The organism is Tenacibaculum sediminilitoris (genome assembly GCF_964513795.1).
Classification (GTDB): Bacteria; Bacteroidota; Bacteroidia; order Flavobacteriales; family Flavobacteriaceae; genus Polaribacter; species Polaribacter sediminilitoris.
The window spans coordinates 1-23974 of sequence record NZ_CAZEQR010000001.1 but is presented as its reverse complement, the minus strand read 5'-3'; the positions used below and the strand labels follow the sequence as shown (position 1 = coordinate 23974).

At 31.2% G+C, this 23974-nt stretch carries 20 protein-coding genes and 1 pseudogene; 10 read left to right on the top strand and 11 right to left on the bottom strand.

From position 1 onward, the window contains the following. Window positions 1-391 precede the first annotated feature (391 nt). Genes ACKTSW_RS00105 through ACKTSW_RS00090 form a run of 4 tightly spaced genes read left to right on the top strand, consistent with a single transcriptional unit; the run spans window position 392 to window position 4892 of the window. Window positions 392-919 carry a methyltransferase domain-containing protein gene (locus ACKTSW_RS00105; RefSeq protein WP_408023236.1) on the top strand — a complete coding sequence of 176 codons (528 nt, stop codon included), beginning with the start codon at window positions 392-394 and terminating at the stop codon, window positions 917-919. Next, window positions 916-2094, top strand: a complete 1179-nt coding sequence (locus ACKTSW_RS00100) for a glycosyltransferase family 4 protein (protein ID WP_408023235.1) — start codon at window positions 916-918, stop codon at window positions 2092-2094. The genes ACKTSW_RS00105 and ACKTSW_RS00100 overlap by 4 nt, the downstream gene beginning before the upstream one ends. Next, a complete protein-coding gene (locus tag ACKTSW_RS00095) occupies window positions 2091-3368 on the top strand; it encodes a glycosyltransferase (RefSeq protein ID WP_408023234.1) in 1278 nt (425 codons plus the stop codon). Before ACKTSW_RS00100 ends, ACKTSW_RS00095 begins: the two co-directional genes overlap by 4 nt. Before the next feature lie 21 nt (window positions 3369-3389). Further along, entirely contained in the window at window positions 3390-4892 is a 1503-nt protein-coding gene (locus ACKTSW_RS00090) for a lipopolysaccharide biosynthesis protein (RefSeq protein WP_408023233.1), read from the top strand. 123 nt (window positions 4893-5015) lie between these two features. On the opposite strand, the gene ACKTSW_RS00085 is transcribed toward ACKTSW_RS00090, so the two are convergent. The 8 genes from ACKTSW_RS00085 to ACKTSW_RS00050 form a co-directional block, all read right to left on the bottom strand. Next, window positions 5016-5540 (bottom strand): Crp/Fnr family transcriptional regulator, encoded by a 525-nt coding sequence (locus ACKTSW_RS00085; protein WP_408023324.1) that lies wholly within the window; start codon window positions 5538-5540, stop codon window positions 5016-5018. 235 nt (window positions 5541-5775) lie between these two features. Further along, window positions 5776-6348, bottom strand: coding sequence for a Crp/Fnr family transcriptional regulator (locus tag ACKTSW_RS00080; protein WP_408023232.1), 573 nt, complete (start codon window positions 6346-6348; stop codon window positions 5776-5778). A gap of 22 nt (window positions 6349-6370) precedes the next feature. After that, window positions 6371-6994 (bottom strand): WbqC family protein, encoded by a 624-nt coding sequence (locus ACKTSW_RS00075; protein ID WP_408023231.1) that lies wholly within the window; start codon window positions 6992-6994, stop codon window positions 6371-6373. After that, window positions 6994-8571 (bottom strand): signal peptidase I, encoded by a 1578-nt coding sequence (gene lepB / locus ACKTSW_RS00070; protein WP_408023230.1) that lies wholly within the window; start codon window positions 8569-8571, stop codon window positions 6994-6996. Before lepB ends, ACKTSW_RS00075 begins: the two co-directional genes overlap by 1 nt. 80 nt (window positions 8572-8651) lie before the next feature. Then, on the bottom strand, window positions 8652-9353 hold the full coding sequence (dapB, locus tag ACKTSW_RS00065) for a 4-hydroxy-tetrahydrodipicolinate reductase (protein WP_408023229.1): 702 nt from the start codon (window positions 9351-9353) through the stop codon (window positions 8652-8654). 1 nt (window position 9354) lies between these two features. Further along, the gene (locus ACKTSW_RS00060; protein ID WP_408023228.1) at window positions 9355-9891 is read right to left on the bottom strand and encodes a DUF5683 domain-containing protein; all 537 of its coding nucleotides are present in this window, start codon (window positions 9889-9891) and stop codon (window positions 9355-9357) included. A 42-nt stretch (window positions 9892-9933) separates the two neighbouring features. Then, window positions 9934-10821: a ParB/RepB/Spo0J family partition protein gene (locus tag ACKTSW_RS00055; RefSeq protein WP_408023227.1), complete on the bottom strand. Its 888-nt coding sequence runs from the start codon at window positions 10819-10821 to the stop codon at window positions 9934-9936. Between the two features lie 9 nt (window positions 10822-10830). After that, window positions 10831-11595, bottom strand: coding sequence for a ParA family protein (locus tag ACKTSW_RS00050; protein WP_408023226.1), 765 nt, complete (start codon window positions 11593-11595; stop codon window positions 10831-10833). A gap of 359 nt (window positions 11596-11954) precedes the next feature. Here ACKTSW_RS00050 and ACKTSW_RS00045 point away from each other — a divergent pair, with 359 nt between their 5' ends. Then, window positions 11955-12929: a hypothetical protein gene (locus ACKTSW_RS00045; RefSeq protein WP_408023225.1), complete on the top strand. Its 975-nt coding sequence runs from the start codon at window positions 11955-11957 to the stop codon at window positions 12927-12929. 74 nt (window positions 12930-13003) lie between these two features. Here ACKTSW_RS00045 and dnaN read toward each other — a convergent pair whose 3' ends face one another. After that, the gene (gene dnaN / locus ACKTSW_RS00040; protein WP_408023224.1) at window positions 13004-14122 is read right to left on the bottom strand and encodes a DNA polymerase III subunit beta; all 1119 of its coding nucleotides are present in this window, start codon (window positions 14120-14122) and stop codon (window positions 13004-13006) included. Window positions 14123-14189: 67 nt separating this feature from the next. After that, entirely contained in the window at window positions 14190-15140 is a 951-nt protein-coding gene (locus ACKTSW_RS00035) for a lipid A deacylase LpxR family protein (protein ID WP_408023223.1), read from the bottom strand. 68 nt (window positions 15141-15208) lie between these two features. Here ACKTSW_RS00035 and ppk2 (ACKTSW_RS00030) point away from each other — a divergent pair, with 68 nt between their 5' ends. Continuing rightward, a complete protein-coding gene (ppk2, locus tag ACKTSW_RS00030) occupies window positions 15209-16066 on the top strand; it encodes a polyphosphate kinase 2 (RefSeq protein ID WP_408023222.1) in 858 nt (285 codons plus the stop codon). A gap of 1 nt (window position 16067) precedes the next feature. Next, a complete protein-coding gene (gene ppk2, locus ACKTSW_RS00025; protein WP_408023221.1) occupies window positions 16068-16847 on the top strand; it encodes a polyphosphate kinase 2 in 780 nt (259 codons plus the stop codon). Here the strand turns inward: ppk2 (ACKTSW_RS00025) and ACKTSW_RS00020 are convergent, their stop codons facing one another. Beyond that, window positions 16848-17483 carry a low molecular weight phosphatase family protein gene (locus ACKTSW_RS00020; RefSeq protein ID WP_408023220.1) on the bottom strand — a complete coding sequence of 212 codons (636 nt, stop codon included), beginning with the start codon at window positions 17481-17483 and terminating at the stop codon, window positions 16848-16850. An 83-nt stretch (window positions 17484-17566) separates the two neighbouring features. Here ACKTSW_RS00020 and ACKTSW_RS00015 point away from each other — a divergent pair, with 83 nt between their 5' ends. The 3 genes and pseudogenes from ACKTSW_RS00015 to ACKTSW_RS00005 all read left to right on the top strand — a co-directional run. Beyond that, a complete protein-coding gene (locus ACKTSW_RS00015) occupies window positions 17567-18112 on the top strand; it encodes a Smr/MutS family protein (RefSeq protein WP_408023219.1) in 546 nt (181 codons plus the stop codon). Between the two features lie 59 nt (window positions 18113-18171). Beyond that, a complete protein-coding gene (locus tag ACKTSW_RS00010; protein WP_408023218.1) occupies window positions 18172-19305 on the top strand; it encodes a cysteine desulfurase family protein in 1134 nt (377 codons plus the stop codon). Window positions 19306-19787: 482 nt separating this feature from the next. After that, window positions 19788-23974: pseudogene (locus ACKTSW_RS00005) on the top strand (hypothetical protein); the annotation flags it as partial.

The following is a 23974-nucleotide window of genomic DNA, read 5'->3' as shown; positions in this document are numbered from 1 at the left end:
TTAAGTGTATAGAATCTAAATGTTTTGTCTGAGAAATGACTTTTTTTGAAAAAGAAAAAGAAAAAAATAAAAATATTAAGACTCTGTTCATTTTAGCGTAAAATAAAAAGTGTTACATTTTCTAGACGTTATAAAGTGCGAAAATCAAATATAGTGTTTTTGATTATGCTTTTTATAAAATAAGGTGCGTACTACTTTTTTTTATTAAAAAGAATAATAAGTTTGTTAAGACAAACGGTACATAATGGTACAGATCGTTATGAGAAACTAACAAGTAAAAAGCAGAGAATTACTCTTCGCTTTTATATTTATTAAGTTTTGTAAATACAAGCCTTATTTCCATTGTTTATAATGGTAAAAATAGTAATACATTTGTTTCAAAATAAATTTCATGTATTCTAAATTACCCAAAAAGAGATATAAGTATACTTTAGAGTTTTTACAAAAACACCTTCCAGCTCCTGCTGTTATATTAGATTTAGGTGTTCGCAACCCTTTTTCTGAAATAATGGAAGAAAATGGTTATACAGTCTATAATACAAAAGGAGAAGATTTAGATGTGTTACCTCAAATAGTAAAAGATTATAAAGTAGATGCTGTTACTGCTTTTGAAATTTTTGAACACTTATTAGCACCTTTTAATGTTTTAAGAGAAATAGAAACTTCTAAAATAATAACTACAGTTCCTTTAAAGTTGTGGTTTTCTGACGCTTATAGAAGTAAAACAGATATGTGGGACAGGCATTACCATGAGTTTGAAGATTGGCAATATGATTGGTTGTTAGAAAAATCAGGTTGGAATATAAAGGATACCGAAAAATGGACAAGCCCAGTAAATAAAATAGGAATAAGACCAATATTAAGAAATTATGTACCAAGGTATTATGCTGTATATGCTGAAAAAGTGATCAAGAAATGAGAATAGGAATGGTTTTAGATGCTGTTTTTCCACCAGATCCAAGGGTAGAGAATGAAGCAATCGAGTTGATTAAGAGTGGTCATAAAGTCTTTTTATTTTGTTTAACCTATGGGGGAGAGAAAAAAGAAGAGTTAATTAATGGTATCAACGTTAGAAGGTATAAAACGAATAATTTTGAGTATAAAATGTCTGCATTGGTATACACCATTCCAGTGTATACTTTTTTAATGAGAAAAAAAATAAAACACTTTATTACCTCTAATTCTATTGAAAGTCTACATGTACATGATATAAGGATAGGAGAGGCTGCGTTTAGTGCAAATAAAAAAAAACTACCAATAATCATAGATTTGCATGAGAATAGACCAGAAATCATGCGTTTTTATCCTCATATGCAGAAGTTAAGAGGAAAGCTACTTATTTCGATAAAAAAATGGATACAAAAAGAAGAAGAGTTTATAAGAAAAGCAACAAATGTAGTTGTTGTTACTAATGAAGCAAAAAAAGAAATAGTAAAAAGAGTAGGGGTGCCTTCTAATAAAATAGTTGTAGTACCTAACACCGTTAGAAAATCTTTTTTTGAAAATAATTCTTTACCAAAAATATCTTACGAGAAAACAGAGGAAGAATTTACAATGCTATATTTGGGAGATACTGGATTTAGAAGAGGGTTAAAAACCGTTCTTGAAAGTATGGTAGAACTTAAAAAGAGCATTAAAAAGTTAACCTTTGTCGTTGTAGGAAAAACAAATCCAGAGTTAGAAAAAATAGTAGTTAACTTAGGTTTAACTAATCAGGTAAAGTTAATGGGTTGGCAGAATGATACGACATTTCCAAGCTGGATTAAAAACTCTGATGTATGTTTGTCACCATTACACAGAAATATTCACCATGATACTACTTATGCAAATAAAATTTTTCAATACATGAGTTTAGGAAAGCCTTTACTTGTAAGTGATGCAAAAGCGCAACAGGAAATGGTAGAAAAGGTGCAAGCAGGACTAGTACATGAAGCTGAAAATGTAGAAGATTTTACTCAAAAAATGATAACTTTGTATGAAAGTAAACAGATGAGAGAAAAAATGGGACAAAAAGGGAAAGAGTTTGTAAAAGAGCAGTTTACTTGGGATAAAACTTCAAAAGATTTAAAAGAATTATATAACAAATTAACTTGAAAGTATTAATTGTTACTTATTATTGGCCACCTGCTGGTGGACCTGGTGTACAACGTTGGTTAAAGTTTGTGAAGTATTTAAGAGACTTTAATGTAGAACCAATAGTTTTTACAGCAGAAAATCCAACTTACCCCATTACAGATGTTTCTCTTGAAAATGAGGTGCCTGAAGGAATAGAAATTGTAAAATGCCCAATAATAGAACCTAATAGAATTTTATCTAAAATAAAAAAAGAAAATACTCAGAAGAGCTTAGGTTTTTTAAATCCTAATCCAACTTTAGTTGATAAGGCTTTGATGTATATAAGAGCAAATTATTTTATACCAGATGCACGTAAATTTTGGATTCGACCATCCGTAAAGGCATTGAAAAAATACCTTTCTGAAAACAAAGTAGATGTAGTAATAACCACAGGCCCTCCTTATAGTGTTCATTTAATAGGTTTGAAGTTGAAACAACAATTAAAACTTAAATGGATAGCTGATTTTAGAGACCCATGGACTAGTGTTGATTATTTCCACTTATTACCACTCACAAAAAAATCGTTACAAAAACATTATGATTTAGAAGAAAAAGTAGTAAAAGAGGCAGATGGGGTATTGATGGTTAGTAATCATGCAAAGAAGAAATATGAAAAAAAAGCTAAAATTATTGAAGTAATAACAAATGGTTTTGATGATGATGGAGAGAAAGGTAAAGAGGAAGTAGTACTGGATAGTAAATTCACACTTACTTATATAGGAATGATGAGTTCAGAAAGGAATCCAGAAAACTTATGGGAAGTATTATCAGAAATAGCTAAAGAGAACGATGAGTTTGCGAATGATTTTGTGTTGAGATTTGTAGGTAAAGTAGATAATATTATTTCAAAAAGAATTAAAACAAGTTGTATAAAGAATGTTGAAGAAGTGGGGTATGTACCACATCATAAGGCAAAACAATATCAACAGCAATCGCAAGTATTGTTAATAGTAGTTAATAACTATCCAAGTGCAAAAGAAATGATTCCAGGAAAGACTTTTGAATACTTACAAGCTAAAAGACCTGTAATTGGTATTGGCCCAGAAAAAGGTAGTTTAGCAGAAATTATTATGGAAGTTGGTTCAGGAAATGTTTTTAGTTATGACAACAAAAAAGATTTAAAAGAATTTATTTTAAACCTTTATAGTCAATATAAAGATGGGGGTGTACCTAACATAACAGGTGGTATAGAAAAATACCATAGAAAGAACCTAACTAAGAATTTGGTAAATTTTATTAAGCGAGTTTCTTAACGTTAGTTAAAATACAATATATTGGGAATTATTTTTAAACAGTCAGTAAAAAATACTCTTATTATTTATCTTGGATTTTTAATAGGAGGTATAAATACTCTAGTATTATATACACGCTTCTTAAAAGATGAATATTATGGTTTGGTAACCTATGTTTTATCAGCATCAAACTTAATAATGCCTTTGATAGCTTTCGGTGTGCATTTTACAATTATTAAATTTTTTTCAGGGTATACTTCTAAAAAAGAACAAGATAAGTTTTTAAATTCAGTTATTTTATTACCATTACTAATAGCCATTCCAATGGGTTATTTTTGGAACTATTTTCATAATTGGATTATAGACTTTGTATCTAAAAGTGATTCAGAAGAAAATTTAATTATAGAAAGTTACACGATTTATATTTATATAATTGCGATATCTTGTGCTTATTATGAAGTATTCTATTCTTGGGCAAAAGTACAGATGCAATCTGTCTTTGGTAATGTTTTAAAAGAACTATATAATAGAGTAGCTGTAATGATTTTATTATTCGCAGTTTACTTTCAGTTTATAACGAAACAAGAATTTATTATTTATTTATCGCTAGCTTATATTTTAAGAACTTTGATGATGATGATATATGCATTTCGCTTATATATGCCTAAATTCTCATTCTCATTACCATACAATTTTAAAGAAGTTTTAAGATATACCTTTTACATCATATTAGCAGGGAGCGCAGGAGCTATTATTTTAGATATCGATAAAGTAATGATTCCAGGTAAAGAAGGCTTTGAAACAGCAGCGTATTACGCAGTAGCGGTATTTATAGGTTCATTTATTGAAGCACCTAGCAGGGCAATGGGGCAAATTTTACAACCTTTAACATCAAAATCAATTAATGAAGATAATGATAAGGAAACCGAAAGCTTATATAAAAAGAGTTCAATAAACTTGTTGTTAATAGGTGGGTTGTTTTTTGTTCTGGTAAACTGTAATGTGTCTGAGTTGTTTAGGTTATTACCTAATAAAAATTATGCAGGAGGTATATTAGTTGTATTGTTAATTTCTTCAGCTAAACTTTTTTTAATGTTATTAGGAAATAATGGAGCAATAATTAACAATTCTAAGCTATATCGTATTGTTTTGCCCATAAACTTAGGAATGGCAATTTCTGTTTATTTTTTGAATACTTGTTTTTATAATGATTTGGAGATGGGAACAGAAGGCTTGGCTTTGGCGACCTTAATAACAGTTTTAATATTCAATAGTTTTAAACTTTGGTTTGTTAAAGAAAAATTCAAAATGACTCCTTTCACTAAGAAAACATATTTAATGGTTATAATCATATTAATAATGTTTTTAGGGTTTAATTTTTGGAATTTTGCCATTCCAGAATTTTATTTTTTAAAATTTCCAGTTCACCCAATAGTAAATATTACTTTAAAAAGTGTCATTATTGTGGTTGTTTATATGTTTGTAGTAGTGAAACTTTCTATTTCAGAGCAAATAAACAACTTAGTGAGAAGATATATAAAATAAAAAAGACTCACACACAAGGGGTAAGTCTTAATTAAGGGAAATTGAAACAATAATAAGGGATTTGTCTCGACTACAAATGTATAAATTGTTTGCAATTCAACTGTTAACATATGTTAAGAAAATTCAAGACCCAATATTTTTTTTTCTAATCCTACTCAATTGTACTGGCGATATATTTAAGTAAGACGCTATATTTCGTTGTGTGATTAAATTATCTATGTTAGGAATTCTTTTTTGCAAAGCTAAATATCTTTCTTTAGAAGTAAGGGTAGAGACATTTAAAAGTATTTCTTCAGCTTTTAAATATGCATCTTCTAATATTTTAATATAGAATAAACTAAATTCTTTGTGTTTCAAAGTAAGATCTATTAGTTTATGAAAATCACCTTTATATCCAGTGACCTTAGTTATAGCTTGATAGTTAACTTCAGAAGGAACATTTCTCATCATAGCAGAGTTTGCCCCAGTTACATCGCCAATAGTAAAAAAAGCACGTGTTGATTTGGTTCCGTTTTCATTTAGAACAAATGAACGCATAATACCCGTTTTTACAATAAAAAAATACTTAGGATGTTCTCCATTTTTTGTAAAATACTGATTAGAATCAAGTTCTGTATAAGAAAGAAGGCTCTTAAAATTAGAAACCATATCGTCGGATGGCTCTATGTGTCTTTTGAGAAAGTAGTAGATATCATTATTAGTCATAAATAATAAGTTGTGAGGTGATAACAGTTAACTGCTAATTTACTAAAAAAGTTAAAGCATATAAACAAACACAACAGACCAAGTATTTAAGAGTATTAGGTCTGTAATTTTAGAGGCGGTAACTCATTAAGTACATCACAAATGTATAATGAATTTATAATAAAGGTATTAACAAACCTTAATAAATAAGGTTTTTTCTAATTCTACTAAGTTGAACAGGAGTAATATTTAAGTAAGATGCAATATGGTATTGGTTTATTAAGTTATCTATACCAGGTAATTTTTCTTGTAATTTTTCATACCTCTGTGTTGCATCTAACATTTGTAAGTCTAATATTTTAGACTCCTCTCTAATGTATATGTTTTGTAAAACTTTATAATGAAAAATAGAAATTTCTTGATACTCTAAAGAAAGTTCATAAAATTTATGATAGTTACACTCTAAAACTTCACAATCAGTTAAGCATTTATAAATTAATTTAGAAGGTTCTTTTTTTATGAGAGCACCCAAGTTTCCAGAAGTAATAACAGGAGTGTAAATAGTCTTAGTATGTTCTTTTCCCTTACTATCTATATGGTAAGATATTATAATACCTGTTTTTAAAATATAAAAATTTGTAGGGTTTTGACCCAAAGAAACTAATTCGTGATTTTTAGGGAATTTTTTCATATTCAAAATTTCAAATATTCTTTCATAAGCCTCTTCTGATAAGTGGTGAAAGTTTTGAGCAAAATTCCTGAAAAAATCCATCTAAAAATGTAAAAATTTGAGGTTAACTCAAATTTACATTAATTTTTTCTAAAAAACTAATAGTGTTGGCGCCCTCCATGAAAAGTAAATCTAAAATAGATAAGTTAGGAATAAAACCATATTTATCATCAAACATCTGAATGTAAGTGTCCATTTCAATGTCAACTCCCTTTTTAGCAATAGCTAAAGGTCTAAAATCATTATTCTCAGAAATAAGTTCGTAGCTTGTTGTTTTGTTAAACTGTTGTTCAATCTGCAGAGCATCAGCTACAAATAAATGAGTATCAATATTAAGGTCTTGTAGAAACTTATATCTTTTGTTAAATATACAAAGTAAATCTTCTTCAAAAAATTCAAAAAAAGGAGAAGAGCGGTAGGCTGATTGCAATGATTTAAAATGTTGTTGTTGCCAAGGAAAATCATTTTCAACTAAAGTATCTTTTGTTTTCTTTCTACCTTCTTCTTTTGTTTTTTGTTTCACAGGAATATTTAAAGCAAGTTTACCATTAGCTCCATAAATATAGCAGCGATTACGATAGGTTTGTTTTTGATAATTATCTTCAAACTCAAAAGTAATAGTGTTAGACTGATAAATTGCAGCATACTGCGAAATAGGAGCAAAGTATGTTGGGATAAAAAGTGACATTACGTTTTTTTATTTTTTCTAAAACTATAAATAGTATAACCTCCAATTAATAACAAAACCAGCCATAAGTAAGAAACAGGCTTTCCACTTCCTCCCACGGTTGTAAACATTCTATCCCAGCGTATAGAGTTTAGTTTGGCCATAAAGTTTGGTGCATTCGCATCCCAGCTTAACCAAATCATTACAGGTTTACCCACTACGTGATTAAAAGGTACATACCCCCAGCTCCTAGCATCTAACGATCGTTGACGGTTATCACCCATCATCCAGTAATAATCTTGCTTAAAAGTGTATTCTTTGGCCTTTTTACCGTTAATATAAATGTCATCACCAAAAATAGTAAGGTCATTATTTTCATATCTACGAATAATTTGCTCGTAAAAAGGAATTGTTTTGGAATTTAATTCGACAGTAACTCCTTTTTTAGGGATATATATAGGACCAAAATTATCGTTAGACCAAGCATATCTTGGGTCGTGAGGAAAAACAGATTTGTCGTAAGCTCCTTTTGGAGTTAAATGTTTTTCAATACTTTTAACAATAGGGTTTTTAGCTATTAAAGCAGCCTCTTCATCAGTTAAATTTAAAGCGTACTTTCCATCTTGAGTCATTTGTCCTTCTCTAATATTATATCTTGAGATAGCACCTTGACTAAATTTTTCACCATTTGTATCAATAATAAAGTACCATTGAGGTTTTGCTCTATCTGGCAGCACAGTTCTTTTACCGTTTATAAATACATAGCCGTCACGAACTTCTAAACTATCTCCAGGAACACCAACACAACGTTTTACATAATTAGTACGTTTATCAATAGGCTTGTAGGTTGGTTTGCCTGAGTTGTCTCCCCACATTAAAGCTAAGGTGTCTGAAGGCCAACTAAACACAACAATATCGTTGCGCTTAATCTTTTGAAAACCAGGAACACGCATATAGGGTAATGAAAGCTTGTTTAATAAACCATCTTTGTTTTTATCATCAGATAAGAATGATTTTGTTCCTAAAAGAGGAACTGTATCATGTGCCATGGGTGCAGCAACTGTAGTTATGGGTACGCGTGCACCATAATGAAATTTACTAACAAATAAATAATCACCAACCAATAACGTTTTTTCTAATGATGAAGTAGGAATGGTATAAGGTTGTATAACATATGTATGTACCAAAGTAGCCGCAATGATAGCAAAAGAAATAGAACTAACCCATTCACCTAAAGGAGACCTAGGTTTTAAACTTCTGTCTTTTATGTGTTTAGCATCAGTAAAGTAGTTTATATAATAAATGTATAGGCCTAAAGTTATGATAGCTAACAAGGTATCTGGTCTTTTATTAAAACCAAAACTTCTACAGGTTTCAACCCAAACAATTGGAAACATTAAAAGGTTTACAATAGGTATAAATAATAATACTACCCACCATTTAGGGCGGTTAATGATTTGCATTAATACAACAGCATTATATATAGGGATCGCTGCTTCCCAAGCTTTTTTACCAGCTTTAGTGTATAACTTCCAAGTGCCTAAAAAATGAACAACTTGTATTAATAAAAAGAATAAAAACCATTCTGTAAAAGTCATAATGTATATGTTTTGTATTTCCTAAGAAGGAGAAAAATTCAATATTATTGGTGTCTTTTTAAAGTGTTTTGTTACGTCTATTAACCTAAGTTTAACACATCTCTCATTGTAAAAACACCTGTTTTACCTTTTAACCACTCGGCAGCTACAACAGCACCTATAGCAAACCCTTGACGATTGTGAGCTGTATGCTTAATGTTGATAGTGTCTACCTCAGAATTATAAGTAACAGTATGAGTACCTGGAATATCTGGGGTTCTAATAGCTGTAATTGAAATGTTTTCTTCTGATGTTCTCTCATCTAATACCCAAGCTTTTTTATTAGTGTTTTCAATAACACCTTCAGCCAAAGTAATTGCAGTGCCACTCGGAGCATCTAACTTTTTAGTGTGATGAATTTCTTCAATAGAAACATTATATTGCTCTAAAGTACTCATCATTTTTGCTAGTTGCTTGTTTAGTTCAAAAAAGACATTAACACCTAAACTAAAGTTAGATGCATAAATAAAAGCGCCTTTTTTGTCATTACATAAATCAACAATATCATTGTATTTATCTAACCAACCTGTGGTCCCAGAAATAACAGGGATATTATTGTTAATACAATTGCTAATATTGTTATAAGCTGAAGAGGGGACACTAAAGTCAATTGCGATATCAGCTTTTTTGATATCGTATGTTTCTTGTTTTGTAGCTTTTATAACAATTTCATGTCCTCTTTGTAAAGCAATTCTCTCAATTTCTTTACCCATTCTACCATAACCAAGTAAGGCTATTTTCATTTTAAAAAGAATATTTTAGTGTTAAACCAACTTTTGGAGCATCAATAAATAAAGGGTCGGCAGTTATTACTGGTTTTACAGATAAACTATCATCTGTATCAAACTGTAGTAAATGTGCATTAACACTAGCTTCAACAATTTGTAAAATATATAATAGTACGCCAGTAAGTAACGATAAATCTCTATTTTTTCGTAAGGTTTTTTGAGCACTTTCTAAACCTGCTTCAGAAATAAGAACAGTTCCATCATCTTTGGTAAACTCATCTTGTAAACCTTGTTTACGAAGCTTAAAAGCAGTTCTATAACGATCGTATTCATTACTATTGTCAATATAGAAATAAACACTCGCTCCCATTGCAGCCCATACTATTGGGGCTTTCCAATACTTTCCATTGTAAATTTGACCTCCTCCAGGGAAAATAGCTGAATAAAAAGATGCTTTTGAAGGTGATAAAGGGTTGTATTTATCACTAGTTAATTGAAGTTGTTTCGCTTTAACAGCAATAAAGTCTTTTTGAGCAAAGATATTTTGAGACAAAAAAAGACTAAAAAAAACAAATATGATTATACGTATGTTCAATTACTTTAATAAGTTTTTAATACGATTAAAATCTTCTTCTGAATGAAAAGGGATAGAAATTTTACCTTTTCCACGATTATTCACAGTAACATCAATTTTATGACCAAAATAATCGCTAATAACCTTAACACTTTCAGAAATATAATTTGGTAAAGCTTTCTTTTTTGCTGTTTTAACAACGGCTCCAGCCTTTAAGTTTTTTACGAGTTCTTCTGTTTGACGTACAGATAGTTTATCGCGAACAATTTTTTCATAAATATTTAATTGATCAGAATTACTATCAACATTAATCAAAGCACGACCATGCCCCATTGAGATAAACCCATCTCGCATTCCTGTTTGAATAATAGGATCTAACTTCAATAAACGTAGGTAGTTGGTAACGGTAGAACGTTTTTTACCCACTCGAGTACTTAATTCTTCTTGTGTAAGTTGAATTTCATCAATTAAACGTTGATAAGAAAGAGCCACTTCAATTGGATCTAAGTTTTTACGTTGGATGTTTTCAACCAACGCCATTTCTAACATTTCCTGATCGTTAGCTAAACGAATATAGGCAGGAACAGTTTTGTTGCCAATAAGTTTAGAAGCTCTAAAACGACGTTCACCAGAAACTAATTGAAATTTATCACTTGATAATTTACGAACAGTAATAGGCTGAATTACTCCTAGCTCTTTAATAGAGCTAGCTAATTCTCGCAACGCTTCTTCATCAAAATAAGTTCTAGGCTGGTAAGGGTTTACTTCTATCGAGGTAACATCAAGTTCAATAATATTTCCTACTAACTTATCCGCATTTTTATCTTCTGCTGAATTTACTTCTGCAGTTTCTTTTAATAATGCTGATAAACCTCTACCTAAAGCTTGTTTTTTTGTTGCTTTTGCCATTTACAGTAATTATGCGTTTTTAGTTAAAATTTCGTTCGCCAAATTTAAGTAATTTACGGCACCTTTACTCGTTGCATCGTATGAAATTATGCTTTCACCGTAACTAGGCGCTTCACTTAAACGGATATTTCTATGTACTATTGTTTCAAAAACCATAGAACTGAAGTGTTTACGTACCTCTTCTACTACTTGATTAGATAAGCGTAAACGAGAATCAAACATGGTTAACAATAGACCCTCGATTTCTAATTCTGGATTATGTATTTTTTGAACACTTTTAATTGTATTTAATAATTTACCTAAACCTTCTAAAGCAAAATATTCACATTGAATAGGAATAACAACTGAGTCTGCAGCAACTAAAGAGTTTAAGGTTATTAGTCCTAAAGAAGGAGCACAGTCTATTAAAATAAAATCGTAATCATTTTTAATATCTTTTAATGCTTTCTTAAGCATGTATTCACGCTGTTTCTTATCTACCAATTCAATCTCAATAGCAACTAAATCTATATGAGCAGGTATTAAATCAACATTAGGAGAATCAGTTTTTAAAATAGTATTCTTTGCTGGAATAGTATGTTCTAAAACTTGATACGTTCCAATTTCTATACTTTCAACATCTAAACCTAAACCAGAAGTAGCATTTGCTTGGGGGTCAGCATCAATTAATAACACTTTTTTTTCTAAAACACCTAAAGCCGCAGCTAAGTTTACAGATGTAGTTGTTTTACCCACACCACCTTTTTGATTTGCAATTGCAATAATTCTACCCATTATAATTTATAAAGTTTGAAAGAGGTAAATTTACAATTATTTATCATTTTTAAAAGAGAAACACGTTAATAATAATAAATGAGTTGACAATTAGTTTAATTCAGTGCCTTGTTATAAAAAGAAAAGAAAAGAATAAAATTTATGTAACCTAAATTTTTGTAGGTTTTTTCTTGTTGATTTTTTAGTGTTTTGTTAACTCTAAGGTTTTCTTGGTTTGGTAGTTTTGGTTCAGTTTTTAAGATGTTAGTTAGTAAGATGACTAAGTATACGAATTCATTACTAAAACTAATTGAGTATAAAACTTATCGCGGAAACCGAAAAGCGTACGAGTAGGGAAAACTGAATAAACTATTTATTTTATGAAAAAAATTATTACAATAATCATGTTAAGTATCATGGTTATATCTTGTAAGGAAGAAGAGATGGAAAAAGAATCTCTAACCAAAGATGAAGTGAAACTATCAAAAGAGAACGAGTCTAATATGTTGTATTTCGCAACTACTGATGAATTAAAAATGTTTATTTCAGAGTATAACGAATCTGAAACAGACCTTTTAGATGAAGCTAAAAGAATGTCAGAAGAAGGAAGATACAATTCATTATTGTTAGTGTATAATTTAGAAGCTGATGAAGCTAAAGGTATGGGTATAAATGAAGAAGAAGTACCTGTGGTTAGTTCAGATGATGATATGCTATTGTTACTCTTAAATCAAAAAGGAGAAATAGGAATTGAAGACAAAATTTTTAGAATAGATGGTGAGTTTGTTTATAGTTACTCTCAAGGAAACTCTGATCAAATAAATGATTTTTTATCTGTTTATAATAATGGAGGAGTTCAAATAAATAAAGGAGAAACGTATAAATTTAGCAATGAGTTGTCTGTGTATATGCATCCTAATAAGGTAGAAAAACAAGAGAAAAAGACAAGTGCAAAGGGCGCTACTTCATATGTGTATTTTAATAGTAATTACAGAATGAAAGCAAGACAATATAATGGGTATTGGTTGTTTTACAGTTCAATAGGAGCTAAGACAAAGGTAGAAAAACGTAAAAGGTTTTTATGGTGGTCTTGGTGGAATACTGTGAAAACAGATAATAGATTAGAGTACCAGTTAAGTTATAGGGTAGATTCAACCTTTGGGTTTCCTTCTGTAACACTCAATACTTCAGGACATAAATATTGCTACTGTAATTCAGCAAATAAAGTTTATGACTGGTCTGTTGGTTTTCCTGCAGCGCCAAATATTTACGTGCCATTAGAAGGACAAACTAAACATTGGGCACATTGGTATAGTGCAAACCCAAACACTGTTTCAATTACATTAAATTATTAATGTAGTTTAGTTTTACAAATAAAAAAAACACAGCTTTTTAGCTGTGTTTTTTCTTTTTTATATGTTGCTTTTTTTTATCCGTTTAACATTACTGGCATTACTAGCATAGTAATTAATTCACCTTCTTCAGTACCATCAATTGGAGTTAAAATTCCAGCTCTGTTAGGTAAACTCATTTCAATTAAAACATCATTAGAGCTTAAATTGTTTAACATTTCGCTTAAGAAACGAGAGTTAAAACCAATTTGCATGTCATCACCTTGGTAATCACAGTTTAATCGTTCATCAGCCTTGTTAGAGTAGTCTAAATCTTCTGCAGAAACATTTAACTCAGTACCTGCCATTTTTAAACGAATTTGATGTGTTGTCTTGCTAGAAAAGATAGATACACGACGAACAGAGTTTAAGAAAGAAGCTCTGTCTACAGTTAGCTTATTTGGATTTTCTTTTGGAATAACAGCTTCGTAATTTGGATATTTTCCGTCAATTAATCGACAAATTAACACCACATTGTCAAAAGTAAATTTGGCATTGGTATCGTTATACTCAATTACAACGTTGTTTTCCGAACCTCCTAAAATACCTTTTAATAAATTTAAAGGCTTCTTAGGCATAATAAACTCAGCTGATTTATCAGCAGTAATATCGGTTCTGGTATACTTTACTAATTTATGAGCATCAGTGGCTACAAAAGTTAGTTCTTTTGAGTTGAACTGAAAAAACACACCACTCATTACTGGGCGTAAATCGTCGTTACCAGCAGCAAAAATAGTTTTTGAAATAGCGGTAGCTAAAATATCAGAAGGAATTTCCGTACTACTTGGAGATGGGAGCTCTACCGCTTTAGGAAATTCTTCACCGCTAAAATATGCCATATCGTACTTTCCTTGTTCGGAAATAATTTCGATAGCATTATCTCTTTCAGCTTTAAAAGTAAGAGGTTGTTCAGGAAATGTTTTTAAAGTATCTAATAATAAACGAGCATTTATAGCAATCGCTCCAGTATCAGTGCTTTCAACTTCAATAACTGATGACATAGTAGTTTCAAGGTCAGAAGCAGATATCTTTAATTTGTTTTCAGATAGTTCGAATAAAAAGTTATCTAAAATTGGTAACGTGTTGTTGCTATTTATAACTCCTCCTAAAACTTGTAGCTGTTTTAATAACTGTGAGCTAGATACGATAAATTTCATTTAGTAATTTTTCTATTTATTAGACTTACAAATATATCTTAATTTGATGATTTTAAAAATTATTTTTTTAAGCTTTATTAAATTGATAATTTATCTGTATTGTTCCATAGAAATTTCCTTTAGGAACTCGAGTACTTTTTAAATTTTTTGTATGATAATTTACAATATAACCAATATTAAAACGGTTACTAGTAAAGCGAATACCAAATGTTGTAGTAAACTTAAAAGGCTCTACATCAAAAGTAACTGGGCTTCCACTATTTAAAAAACTTCCTTCGATAGTGGCATTATAAGCAATGTAGTGTAACATAGGATTAAAAAACAAAAAAACTTCTGCCTTATTTTCAAAGCTAGTGCTTTGATTATTTAAATTTCCATGAAAAGCGATAGAATTTATAATACTTTCTAATGGTTTAAAACCTATACGGGTGTACAGCCCTGTTGAAAAATCGGTGTGTACTGTACCTAACCTTACAGAGTTTGACCAGTTTAGGTCAAAAACATTGTCTTTTAATATTTTTTTTATGTACTTCGCTTTTAAATTAAGAGCAAGAGCGTTTTTAATTTGATATTTCCAACCTACAGCTTTTTTAAAACCATATAAATTGTGAATAAAATCTTGTAGTTCTTCAGCAAAAGAAGGTGAGCCAATAGCACCTACTTGAATCGTTGTTTTAAAAACAGACTCATTTTTATAAAAACGATTTATACTAAAGCCTCCAAAGAGGTAACCAGCAAAAGGACGATCGTGCTCTTCCATAACATCTACAATAGCTTTAAAAGGAGTGTACATTTGATGGCCTATAAAAATTTCATAACTTTTTTTAGCCATTCTTTCAGGTTGTTTTGTGCTTAGATACCTATAAGTTAAAAAAACTCCATTAGTATAATATCTGTCTTGGTGGGTAGATATGTATAAATCATTATCGTTTAAGAAACTAAATTCTTTACTGTATTTATGTTGAGAAAATGAATGTAAAGAAAACAAGCTGAATAAAAGTAGTATGTTTTTTTTCATAGATGTAAATATCGTATTATTTTAGCATACCCTTGGTTAGATTATTAACAATAATAATGAATATTCGTATGAAAGAAAAACCTGTGTTGACAATTAAAGATTTTGAGAGTGTTTCAACTAATGAAGAATTGTTGACAGTCATTAAAGAAAAAGAAATTTCTATAACCAAGGTTAAAGTAAAGTTAGATTATGAAGAGGAATTAAGAAAATTACAAATTGAGTTAGTGAAGCTTCAGCAATGGGTTGCAAAAAATAAAATAAGAGTTGCTGTAATCTTTGAAGGTAGAGATGCTGCTGGAAAAGGAGGAAGTATTAGAAGGTTTATGGAACATCTAAACCCGCGTTCCACTCGTTTGGTAGCTTTGAATAAGCCAACAGAAGTAGAGAAAGGACAATGGTATTTTCAACGATACATTAAAGAATTACCCAACCCAGGAGAAATTGTGTTTTTTGATCGCAGTTGGTATAATAGAGCTGTTGTAGAACCTGTTATGGGGTTTTGTACAGATGATCAGTATAAAAATTTCTTAGTTCAAGTACCTGAATTTGAACATATGTTATATGAAGATGGAGTAGTAGTCATAAAATTTTGGTTGTCAATTTCAAAAGATGAACAATTACGTCGTTTTAATTCTCGAAATAACAATCCATTAAAGCGTTGGAAGTTTAGTCCAGTTGATAAAAGAGGGCAAGAACTATGGGATGTGTATAGTCATTATAAAAATGAAATGTTTAGTAAAACACATACAGCTTACAGCCCATGGATAGTAGTAAAAACAAATAATAAAAAGGAAGCAAGGGTAGAGTGTATGCGTTATGTATTATCACAGTTTGATTATGTAGGAAAAGAAGAGGCACAAACTGTTTTAATACCAGACCCAAATATTGTAATGCGTTATTATCGCTCAGTAAAACATTTAGATTAAAATGAGAAAGTTAACTCAAAGAGATGTAAATAAATTAAACACAACAAGAGGTTTAAAAGCTTTATTATCGAAACCTTTTAATTTAGAAAAAGCAATTCGATATGTTGATTATGAAAGAAAATTAAAAAAATTACAAGTAGAATTAATTCGCCTACAAGCTTGGGGAATAAAAGAAAATGAACGAATTATTGTAATTTTTGAAGGAAGAGATGCTGCAGGGAAAGGTGGGGCGATACGTAGAATAACTGAGCGAATTAATCCTCGTCACATGCGTATTGTAGCGTTACCCAAACCTAATGAAGACCAAAAAACACAATGGTATTTTCAACGATATGTAGAGAAGTTTCCAAAAGCTGGTGAAATTGTTTTTTTTGACAGAAGTTGGTATAATCGTGCAGTGGTGGAACCTGTTAATGGGTTTTGTACGAAAGAAGAATATGAAATTTTCATGAATCAAGTTAATGACTTTGAACGTATGATTTTAGAGTCAGGTATTCGTTTAGTAAAAATTTATATGTCAATTAACAAAAAAGAACAAGCGAAACGATTTAACGATATTAAGAATGACCCTTTAAAACAATGGAAAATGACTCCTGTAGATGAGAAGGCACAAGAACTATGGGATAATTATACAGAGTATAAGAAAGCAATGTTCTCTAAAACGAATACAGAGATCTCGCCTTGGAAAGTTATTAGAGCTAATAGAAAAACGATAGCAAGAATAAGTGTAATCAATTATATTTTAAAAAGAATACCTTACGATAAAAGTATAGAGGTTTAATTAAGATAATTTTTGTTGAATATTCTCAAAAATAAAGAATAATTCACCAGCGATTTGCTTGCTTGTTTCGAGGTATGTTTCTTTAATATAGTTTGTATTGTCTGATGCTTTAGGGTCACTATAAGGTAAATGAAATCGTTCAATAGCATCAGGAATAAACGGACAGTTTTTATTAGCACTATCACAAGTAGTAATCGCAATAAAAGGGAAACTGTTTTGAGGGTGCTCATAGAGTTTAGAAAAACCTAAAATAGATTTTTTAGTTTCATTAAAAGAAATTAAATATCTAGGGTTTTGGTGAGAAAAATCAATAACACTAAAAATAAACCCCGTTTTTTGTAAGCATTTAACTGTATTTCTATGAAAAGAAGTAGTTTCTGTACCACCAGAATAGGTAAACATATTCCTTAAATTGAAATACTCAATGGCAAAGAAACTCCATACCTGTGCAAATTGACTTCTACGAGAGTTATGAGTACAAATAAAATTTAAATTTATTTTTTCTCTATCAACATATTCTTTAAAAACAGTATCAGCTATTTCGAGCAATAAATCTTTGCGATTCTCGGTAAGAATTAATTCTTTTCTTGCTTCTTCAAAGAAAATTTTTGTATTAATATTCTTAGTGTTTATCATTTATTTGCAGTTCTTTTGCAGAGTGAAATTATTTGCAAAAATACAAGCTAATGCCCTTTTAGCTAATTAAATAAAGGTTAAGGATGTGTTTAGAAATCGGTAATAAAGTAGTAGTAATTGATGCTGATATTAGAGGATTTGTAACAAAAATTAATAAAGAGGAGGTTTTTGTTAAAGATGCGGACGGAATGGAGTATCGTTTTTTTAGGAAAGAATTGGTGAAAGTTGAAGTAGATCAAAATGAGTTAAGTAAATATTTTGATATCAATAATCCAATGCTAAAAGCTAAAGTTCAATCAAAAGAAAAAAAGAAAAAAAACTCCTTTGTAAAGGATAAAAAAGAAGTAGTTATGGAGGTAGATTTACATGCTAAAAAGTTGGTAAAATCTACACGAGGAATGGATAATTTTGATATTTTATCATTACAAATTAATAAAGCAAAACATAAATTAGAATATTGTATATCAAAAAAAATATCTAAGCTAGTTTTAATACACGGAGTTGGAGATGGAGTTTTAAAAACTGAATTAGAGTATTTATTAAACAACTATCCAGTTAAATATTACGATGCGTCTTATAAAAAATACGGTCAAGGAGCTACAGAAGTATATGTTTTTCAAAATCAATAAACTCTTCATAGAAAATGTAATGAAATTAATTATTAACTAGAAAATCTTACTTTTGTATTATGAATTCTGTTTATTTAGACAATGCTGCAACTACACCTATGTTACCTGAAGTTATAGAGCTTGTTCAACAATCAATGCAAAGCAATTTTGGTAACCCCTCATCTACACATCAATACGGTAGAAAAGCTAAAGCTGCAGTAGAAACAGCTAGAAAAAATATAGCAAAACACTTTAATGTATCTTCAAGTGAAATTATTTTCACAGCAGGAGGAACCGAAGCAGATAACTTGATTTTATTTAATGCTGTGTTAAATTTAGGAGTTAAAAGAATTATTACTTCTAAGATAGAACATCATGCAGTTTTAAATACGATACAGTTCTTACAAAAAAAATATAAAATAACTGTAGATTATGTTAAGATAAACCAAAGCGGAGCTGTTTCATTGGAGAGTTTGGAGAGCTTTTTAAATGAATCAGAGGAAAAAACTTTGGTGAGTTTAATGTATGTAAATAATGAGATTGGTAATTTATTACCAGTAGACCAAGTGGCGGTGTTATGTAAAAAATACAATGCTTTTTTTCATTCCGATACAGTTCAAGCCGTAGGGCATTTTACCATTGATTTACAAAAAACACCGATAGATTTTATCGCAGCAAGTGCACATAAATTTCATGGACCAAAAGGAGTGGGCTTTGCTTATTTTAAAAAAGAATTTGGTATTCAACCAATTTTATATGGGGGAGGGCAAGAAAAAGGAGCGAGGTCAAGTACAGAAAATGTACATTCGATAATTGGTATGGAAAAAGCATTAGCAGTTGCTTGTCAAGATTTAAAAAATGATACAAAATATATAAGTGGATTAAAAAAATACTTTGTTGAAGCAGTAAAAGAGTTAATTCCAGAAGTTAAAATTAATGGAGATTTAATAGAAAAAACAAGTTATACAATAGTTAACTTACGATTTCCTGTAGAAGACAAAATGTTGTTGTTTAATTTAGATTTATCGGGGGTAGCTGTGTCAGGAGGAAGTGCTTGTCAAAGTGGAAGTAGTAAAGGGTCACATGTTTTGCGCGCGTTTTTAAATGAAGAAGAAGAGAAAAAAACATCAATACGTTTTTCTTTTAGTAAGCTAAATACAATTGATGAAATTAATTATGTGCTTAATCACCTAAAAAAGATATTAAACACATAAAAGCAATTTTAAAGCTTTTTAAAAAGGTTTTTAGCAAAAATTTCTGTCTGCTATTGGTTTTGAATTTAAATCTCTTAAATCTTATTTACGCAAGCTAATTAAATAATCAAAAACTATTGTTTTATTTTGTTTAATATTTTTTAATTATAGTGTGACTTAGCTACCTCTGATTGTTTCTTACTTATGTATACGTGAGGTGATTTCATTTCAATTTAATTATTAATTACAAGAGAATGTTTTTTTTTAAAATTAAATTTGATATATTGTTAAATATAGTTGTGTAATTTTTTATATTGCAGAATTTTTAATATTATAAACCACACACTGAAAAGTTTATGAAGCCCCCCATGAAATGTTATTGTTAGCAATAAGATTGATGTTTTATGTTTGAACTTTATGCTTAATTACGTTAATTTTTTTGATTTAAAAACTCTGAATGTTATTTGGAGGTTTGTTAGTGTGTAAAAATAAAAGTCTTTTGTATGAGAGAAAACTACGTTTCTAAAATTGGTAAACAAAAAAAGATTTTCTTTTTTGTATTAACCTTCTTGCTTTCAGTTAAAACTTTTGCGCAAGACTGTAGTGTTATTGATGATTATACTCCTGTTTGTATAGGTTCTACTCAGACATATCCAGCAGAAACATCGGGTGGGTCAGCACAAACTATAAACCCAGGTAATAATTATGACTGTTTAGGTGCAACTCCAAATTCTAAATGGTTTTTCTTTCAAGTTAGTACTGGAGGAACTTTAGTTATCAATCAAACAAATTCTAATTTAGTTGATGTTGATGGAGCAATTTGGGGACCCTTTAACTCTATTTCAGATATGACCACTCAATGTGGTTCTTTTGTGGCGCCTTTAGCCTGTGATTATCTTGCTAATCCAACCTTTAGTTTTAGTATTCCTGTTGTCTCTGATAAATATTACGCCTTGTTAGTTTCAAATTACTCTGGAGCTGCAACAGAGATTACTTTGTCAGATGGAGGGAGTACAGCATCAACAGATTGCGCTACAGATACTGATGGTGATAATGTATCAGATGTATATGATTTAGATGACGATAATGATGGTGTTTTAGATGTAGATGAACAATCATGTACAACTACAAATATACCAGCAGGTAATGCATCTGCTGTTTACTCATCTAACTTTCACGACCCTTCAAATGCACTAGGGGCTAGTGATGGTCTTAATGCGTATATGGATTACCCAGGAGAGTTTTTAGTAGTAGATTTGGGTCAAGTACTTCCTCAAGGTGTTACGGTAACTATTAGAACAAGAACAAATGCAAGTGCTAATGTAAGTATATTGATAGATCAATCCATTGATGGTTCTACCTTTGAAAATTCATTAGCGGGTACTTACACATTTGATAATACATATATAGATATATTCTATACACTTAGTAGTGATGCGAGATATATTAGAGTGCAAGGAACAGGCTTTCTAACAAATTCAACCAGACGAATAGATGTAGATTCTTTTTCATACCAAGCTTCTTCTTCTACAAATTGTATCGATATAGATACGGATTCTGATGGGTTGGTAGATAGATTAGATACTGATTCAGATAATGACGGTTGTCCAGATGTACTTGAAGCAGATGAAAATGTTGTAAGTACTCAATTAGATGGAAGGAATAGGATAGATTATGCAACTACAGGAGGATTGACAAATTTTGGAGTTCCAAACTTAGTAAACTCAGGAGGTGCAGCAGATTCAGGAGGAGATCTAGGACAAGGAAGCACTACAGCATTAGTAGATGCTAATAATAGTACAGTATGTTGTGATATAGCAGTTTCAGGTTTTAAAGATACTGATGGTGATAACGTTCCAGATTTTTGTGATTTAGACGATGATAATGATGGAATTCTAGATACAGTAGAATGTAATACGGATATTACAGTAAGCCCAATTTCCGTTAGTAGTACAGATACTGATTTTACAGCACCTTATAATGGTGGTAGTGCAACAGGATCTTTAAATAATACTATTGATGGAAACTTAAGTACCTTCATAGCAGATAATAACCCTTCTGGAGGCTACACAGATGTAAGTTATTATTTTCCTCAAACAACTTTAAAAAGGATTAGAATTTATAACAACGGAGGTGGTATTCTAAGTGACGCACAAGCAATAAGCTTTATAGAAGAGATTAGGTTTTATGATTCTTCTAATGTGCTACAGGGTACTATAGGAGATATATTTGTGCCAAACGGTGATTCAGGTGGAAATCCTTTTGAAATTGATGTATATTATGAGAATATAGCGAGAATTGAATTTGTTAATTTAACAGGTTTGGCAAATGGAATTTCATGGAGAGATGTTAATATAGTAACATCGAATGATACAGACGCTGATGGAATACTTGATTGTCTCGATACAGATTCTGATAATGATGGATGTTTTGATGCTTTAGAAGCAGCAGGTAGTTTTAATTATACACAATTAACAAGCGGTGCATTTACAGGGGTAGATGCTAATGGAGTTCCAACAATTGTTGGGGCTAGTGGCCAAAATACTACTGCTGCAGTTACAGATGCATCTGATAGTACAGTATGTTGTGATATAACAGTTTCAGGTTTTACAGATACTGATGGTGATAGCGTTCCAGATTTTTGTGATTTAGACGATGATAATGATGGAATTTTAGACACAGTAGAATGTAGTGCAGAGATTATAGTAAACCCAATATCCGTTAGTAGTACAGATACTGATTTTACAGCACCTAGTAACGGAAGTGATCCAACAGGATCTTTAAATAATACTATTGATGGAAACTTAAGTACTTTCATAGCAGATCGAGCTCCTTCTGGAGGCTATACAGATGTAAGTTATGTTTTTCCTGAAACAGATTTAAAAAAGGTTAGAATTTATAACAATGGATCTGCTGATTTAGGAGACCCACAAGCAATAAGCTTTATAGAAGAGATTAGGTTTTATGATTCTTCTAATGTATTGCAAGGTACTATACGAGATATATTTGTGCCAAACGGTGACTCAGGTGGAAATCCTTTTGAGATTAATGTATATTATGAAAATATAACCAGAATTGAGTTTGTTAATTTAAAAGGATTGGAAGATGGAATTTCATGGAGAGATGTTAATATAGTAACATCGAATGATACAGACGCTGATGGAATACTTGATTGTCTCGATACAGATTCTGATAATGATGGATGTCCAGACTCAATTGAATCTGGAGGTACAGATGACGATAAAGACGGAATTTTAGATGGTACAGGTTTTGATTCTAATGGCCAAGTAACTGGAGGTACAGGAGGATATGATGGAGTTAATGGAAGCGAAATTATTAGTGATGTTGTCTCAAGTATTGTTATAACTCCAGACCCAGCTTCAATATGTGAGGGAGATAATATTACATTAACAGCTACACCAACAGGCTTAAGGGTTACAGATTATGGAACGACTGGAGCAACAGGAGATGATACAACAATAGCTATTCCTTCTGGAGATTATATATACAAATGGTATATTGGAGCGAGTACCACTCCTTTAACTGATGTAGCTCCTTATAGTGGTACAAATACAGCCTCTTTAACAATAACCAATGGACTAGCTGGTTTAAATGGAAATACATATAGAGTAGAAGTTACAACAGTAAATAATAGTTGTCCTGAAGAAGATAGTGTTGTTTTAACGGTTAATTCACCAGAAGTAAGTGTAAGTGCTGATGCAACGGAGCTTACCTGTGCAGACACAGATGTTGTGATCAGTTCAACACCAACAGTACAAGGAACAGCAAGTTACTTATGGAGTACTGGGGAGACTACCCAAAACATTACGGTAACTACACCAGGAACATATAGTGTTGTGGTAACCGATAGCGACAATGGATGTACAGTAACCTCTAGTGATGTAGTAATCACGCAAGACATAACCGCACCAGTGGTAAGTGTAAGTGCTGATGCAACGGAGCTTACCTGTGCAGACACAGATGTTGTGATCAGTTCAACACCAACAGTACAAGGAACAGCAAGTTACTTATGGAGTACTGGGGAGACTACCCAAAACATTACGGTAACTACACCAGGAACATATAGTGTTGTGGTAACCGATAGCGACAATGGATGTACAGTAACCTCTAGTGATGTAGTAATCACGCAAGACATAACCGCACCAGTGGTAAGTGTAAGTGCTGATGCAACGGAGCTTACCTGTGCAGACACAGATGTTGTAATCAGTTCAACACCAACAGTACAAGGAACAGCAAGTTACTTATGGAGTACTGGGGAGACTACCCAAAACATTACGGTAACTACACCAGGAACATATAGTGTTGTGGTAACCGATAGCGACAATGGATGTACAGTAACCTCTAGTGATGTAGTAATCACGCAAGACATAACCGCACCAGTGGTAAGTGTAAGTGCTGATGCAACGGAGCTTACCTGTGCAGACACAGATGTTGTGATCAGTTCAACACCAACAGTACAAGGAACAGCAAGTTACTTATGGAGTACTGGGGAGACTACCCAAAACATCACGGTAACTACACCAGGAACATATAGTGTTGTGGTAACCGATAGCGACAATGGATGTACAGTAACCTCTAGTGATGTAGTAATCACGCAAGACATAACCGCACCAGTGGTAAGTGTAAGTGCTGATGCAACGGAGCTTACCTGTGCAGACACAGATGTTGT

Excerpts from the sequence above, each read along its gene's own strand:
- ACKTSW_RS00100 (WP_408023235.1), top strand. The coding sequence starts at position 916 with ATGAGAATAGGAATGGTTTTAGATGCTGTTTTTCCACCAGATCCAAGG.
- ACKTSW_RS00050 (WP_408023226.1), bottom strand. The coding sequence starts at position 11,595 with ATGGGTAGAATTATTGCAATTGCAAATCAAAAAGGTGGTGTGGGTAAA.
- ACKTSW_RS00010 (WP_408023218.1), top strand. The coding sequence starts at position 18,172 with ATGAATTCTGTTTATTTAGACAATGCTGCAACTACACCTATGTTACCT.
- ACKTSW_RS00055 (WP_408023227.1), bottom strand. The coding sequence starts at position 10,821 with ATGGCAAAAGCAACAAAAAAACAAGCTTTAGGTAGAGGTTTATCAGCA.
- ACKTSW_RS00075 (WP_408023231.1), bottom strand. The coding sequence starts at position 6,994 with ATGTCACTTTTTATCCCAACATACTTTGCTCCTATTTCGCAGTATGCT.
- ACKTSW_RS00020 (WP_408023220.1), bottom strand. The coding sequence starts at position 17,483 with ATGATAAACACTAAGAATATTAATACAAAAATTTTCTTTGAAGAAGCA.
- ppk2 (WP_408023222.1), top strand. The coding sequence starts at position 15,209 with ATGAAAGAAAAACCTGTGTTGACAATTAAAGATTTTGAGAGTGTTTCA.
- dnaN (WP_408023224.1), bottom strand. The coding sequence starts at position 14,122 with ATGAAATTTATCGTATCTAGCTCACAGTTATTAAAACAGCTACAAGTT.
- ACKTSW_RS00045 (WP_408023225.1), top strand. The coding sequence starts at position 11,955 with ATGAAAAAAATTATTACAATAATCATGTTAAGTATCATGGTTATATCT.
- ACKTSW_RS00015 (WP_408023219.1), top strand. The coding sequence starts at position 17,567 with ATGTGTTTAGAAATCGGTAATAAAGTAGTAGTAATTGATGCTGATATT.
- dapB (WP_408023229.1), bottom strand. The coding sequence starts at position 9,353 with ATGAAAATAGCCTTACTTGGTTATGGTAGAATGGGTAAAGAAATTGAG.
- ACKTSW_RS00105 (WP_408023236.1), top strand. The coding sequence starts at position 392 with ATGTATTCTAAATTACCCAAAAAGAGATATAAGTATACTTTAGAGTTT.
- ACKTSW_RS00085 (WP_408023324.1), bottom strand. The coding sequence starts at position 5,540 with ATGGTTTCTAATTTTAAGAGCCTTCTTTCTTATACAGAACTTGATTCT.
- ACKTSW_RS00035 (WP_408023223.1), bottom strand. The coding sequence starts at position 15,140 with ATGAAAAAAAACATACTACTTTTATTCAGCTTGTTTTCTTTACATTCA.
- ACKTSW_RS00080 (WP_408023232.1), bottom strand. The coding sequence starts at position 6,348 with ATGGATTTTTTCAGGAATTTTGCTCAAAACTTTCACCACTTATCAGAA.
- ppk2 (WP_408023221.1), top strand. The coding sequence starts at position 16,068 with ATGAGAAAGTTAACTCAAAGAGATGTAAATAAATTAAACACAACAAGA.
- lepB (WP_408023230.1), bottom strand. The coding sequence starts at position 8,571 with ATGACTTTTACAGAATGGTTTTTATTCTTTTTATTAATACAAGTTGTT.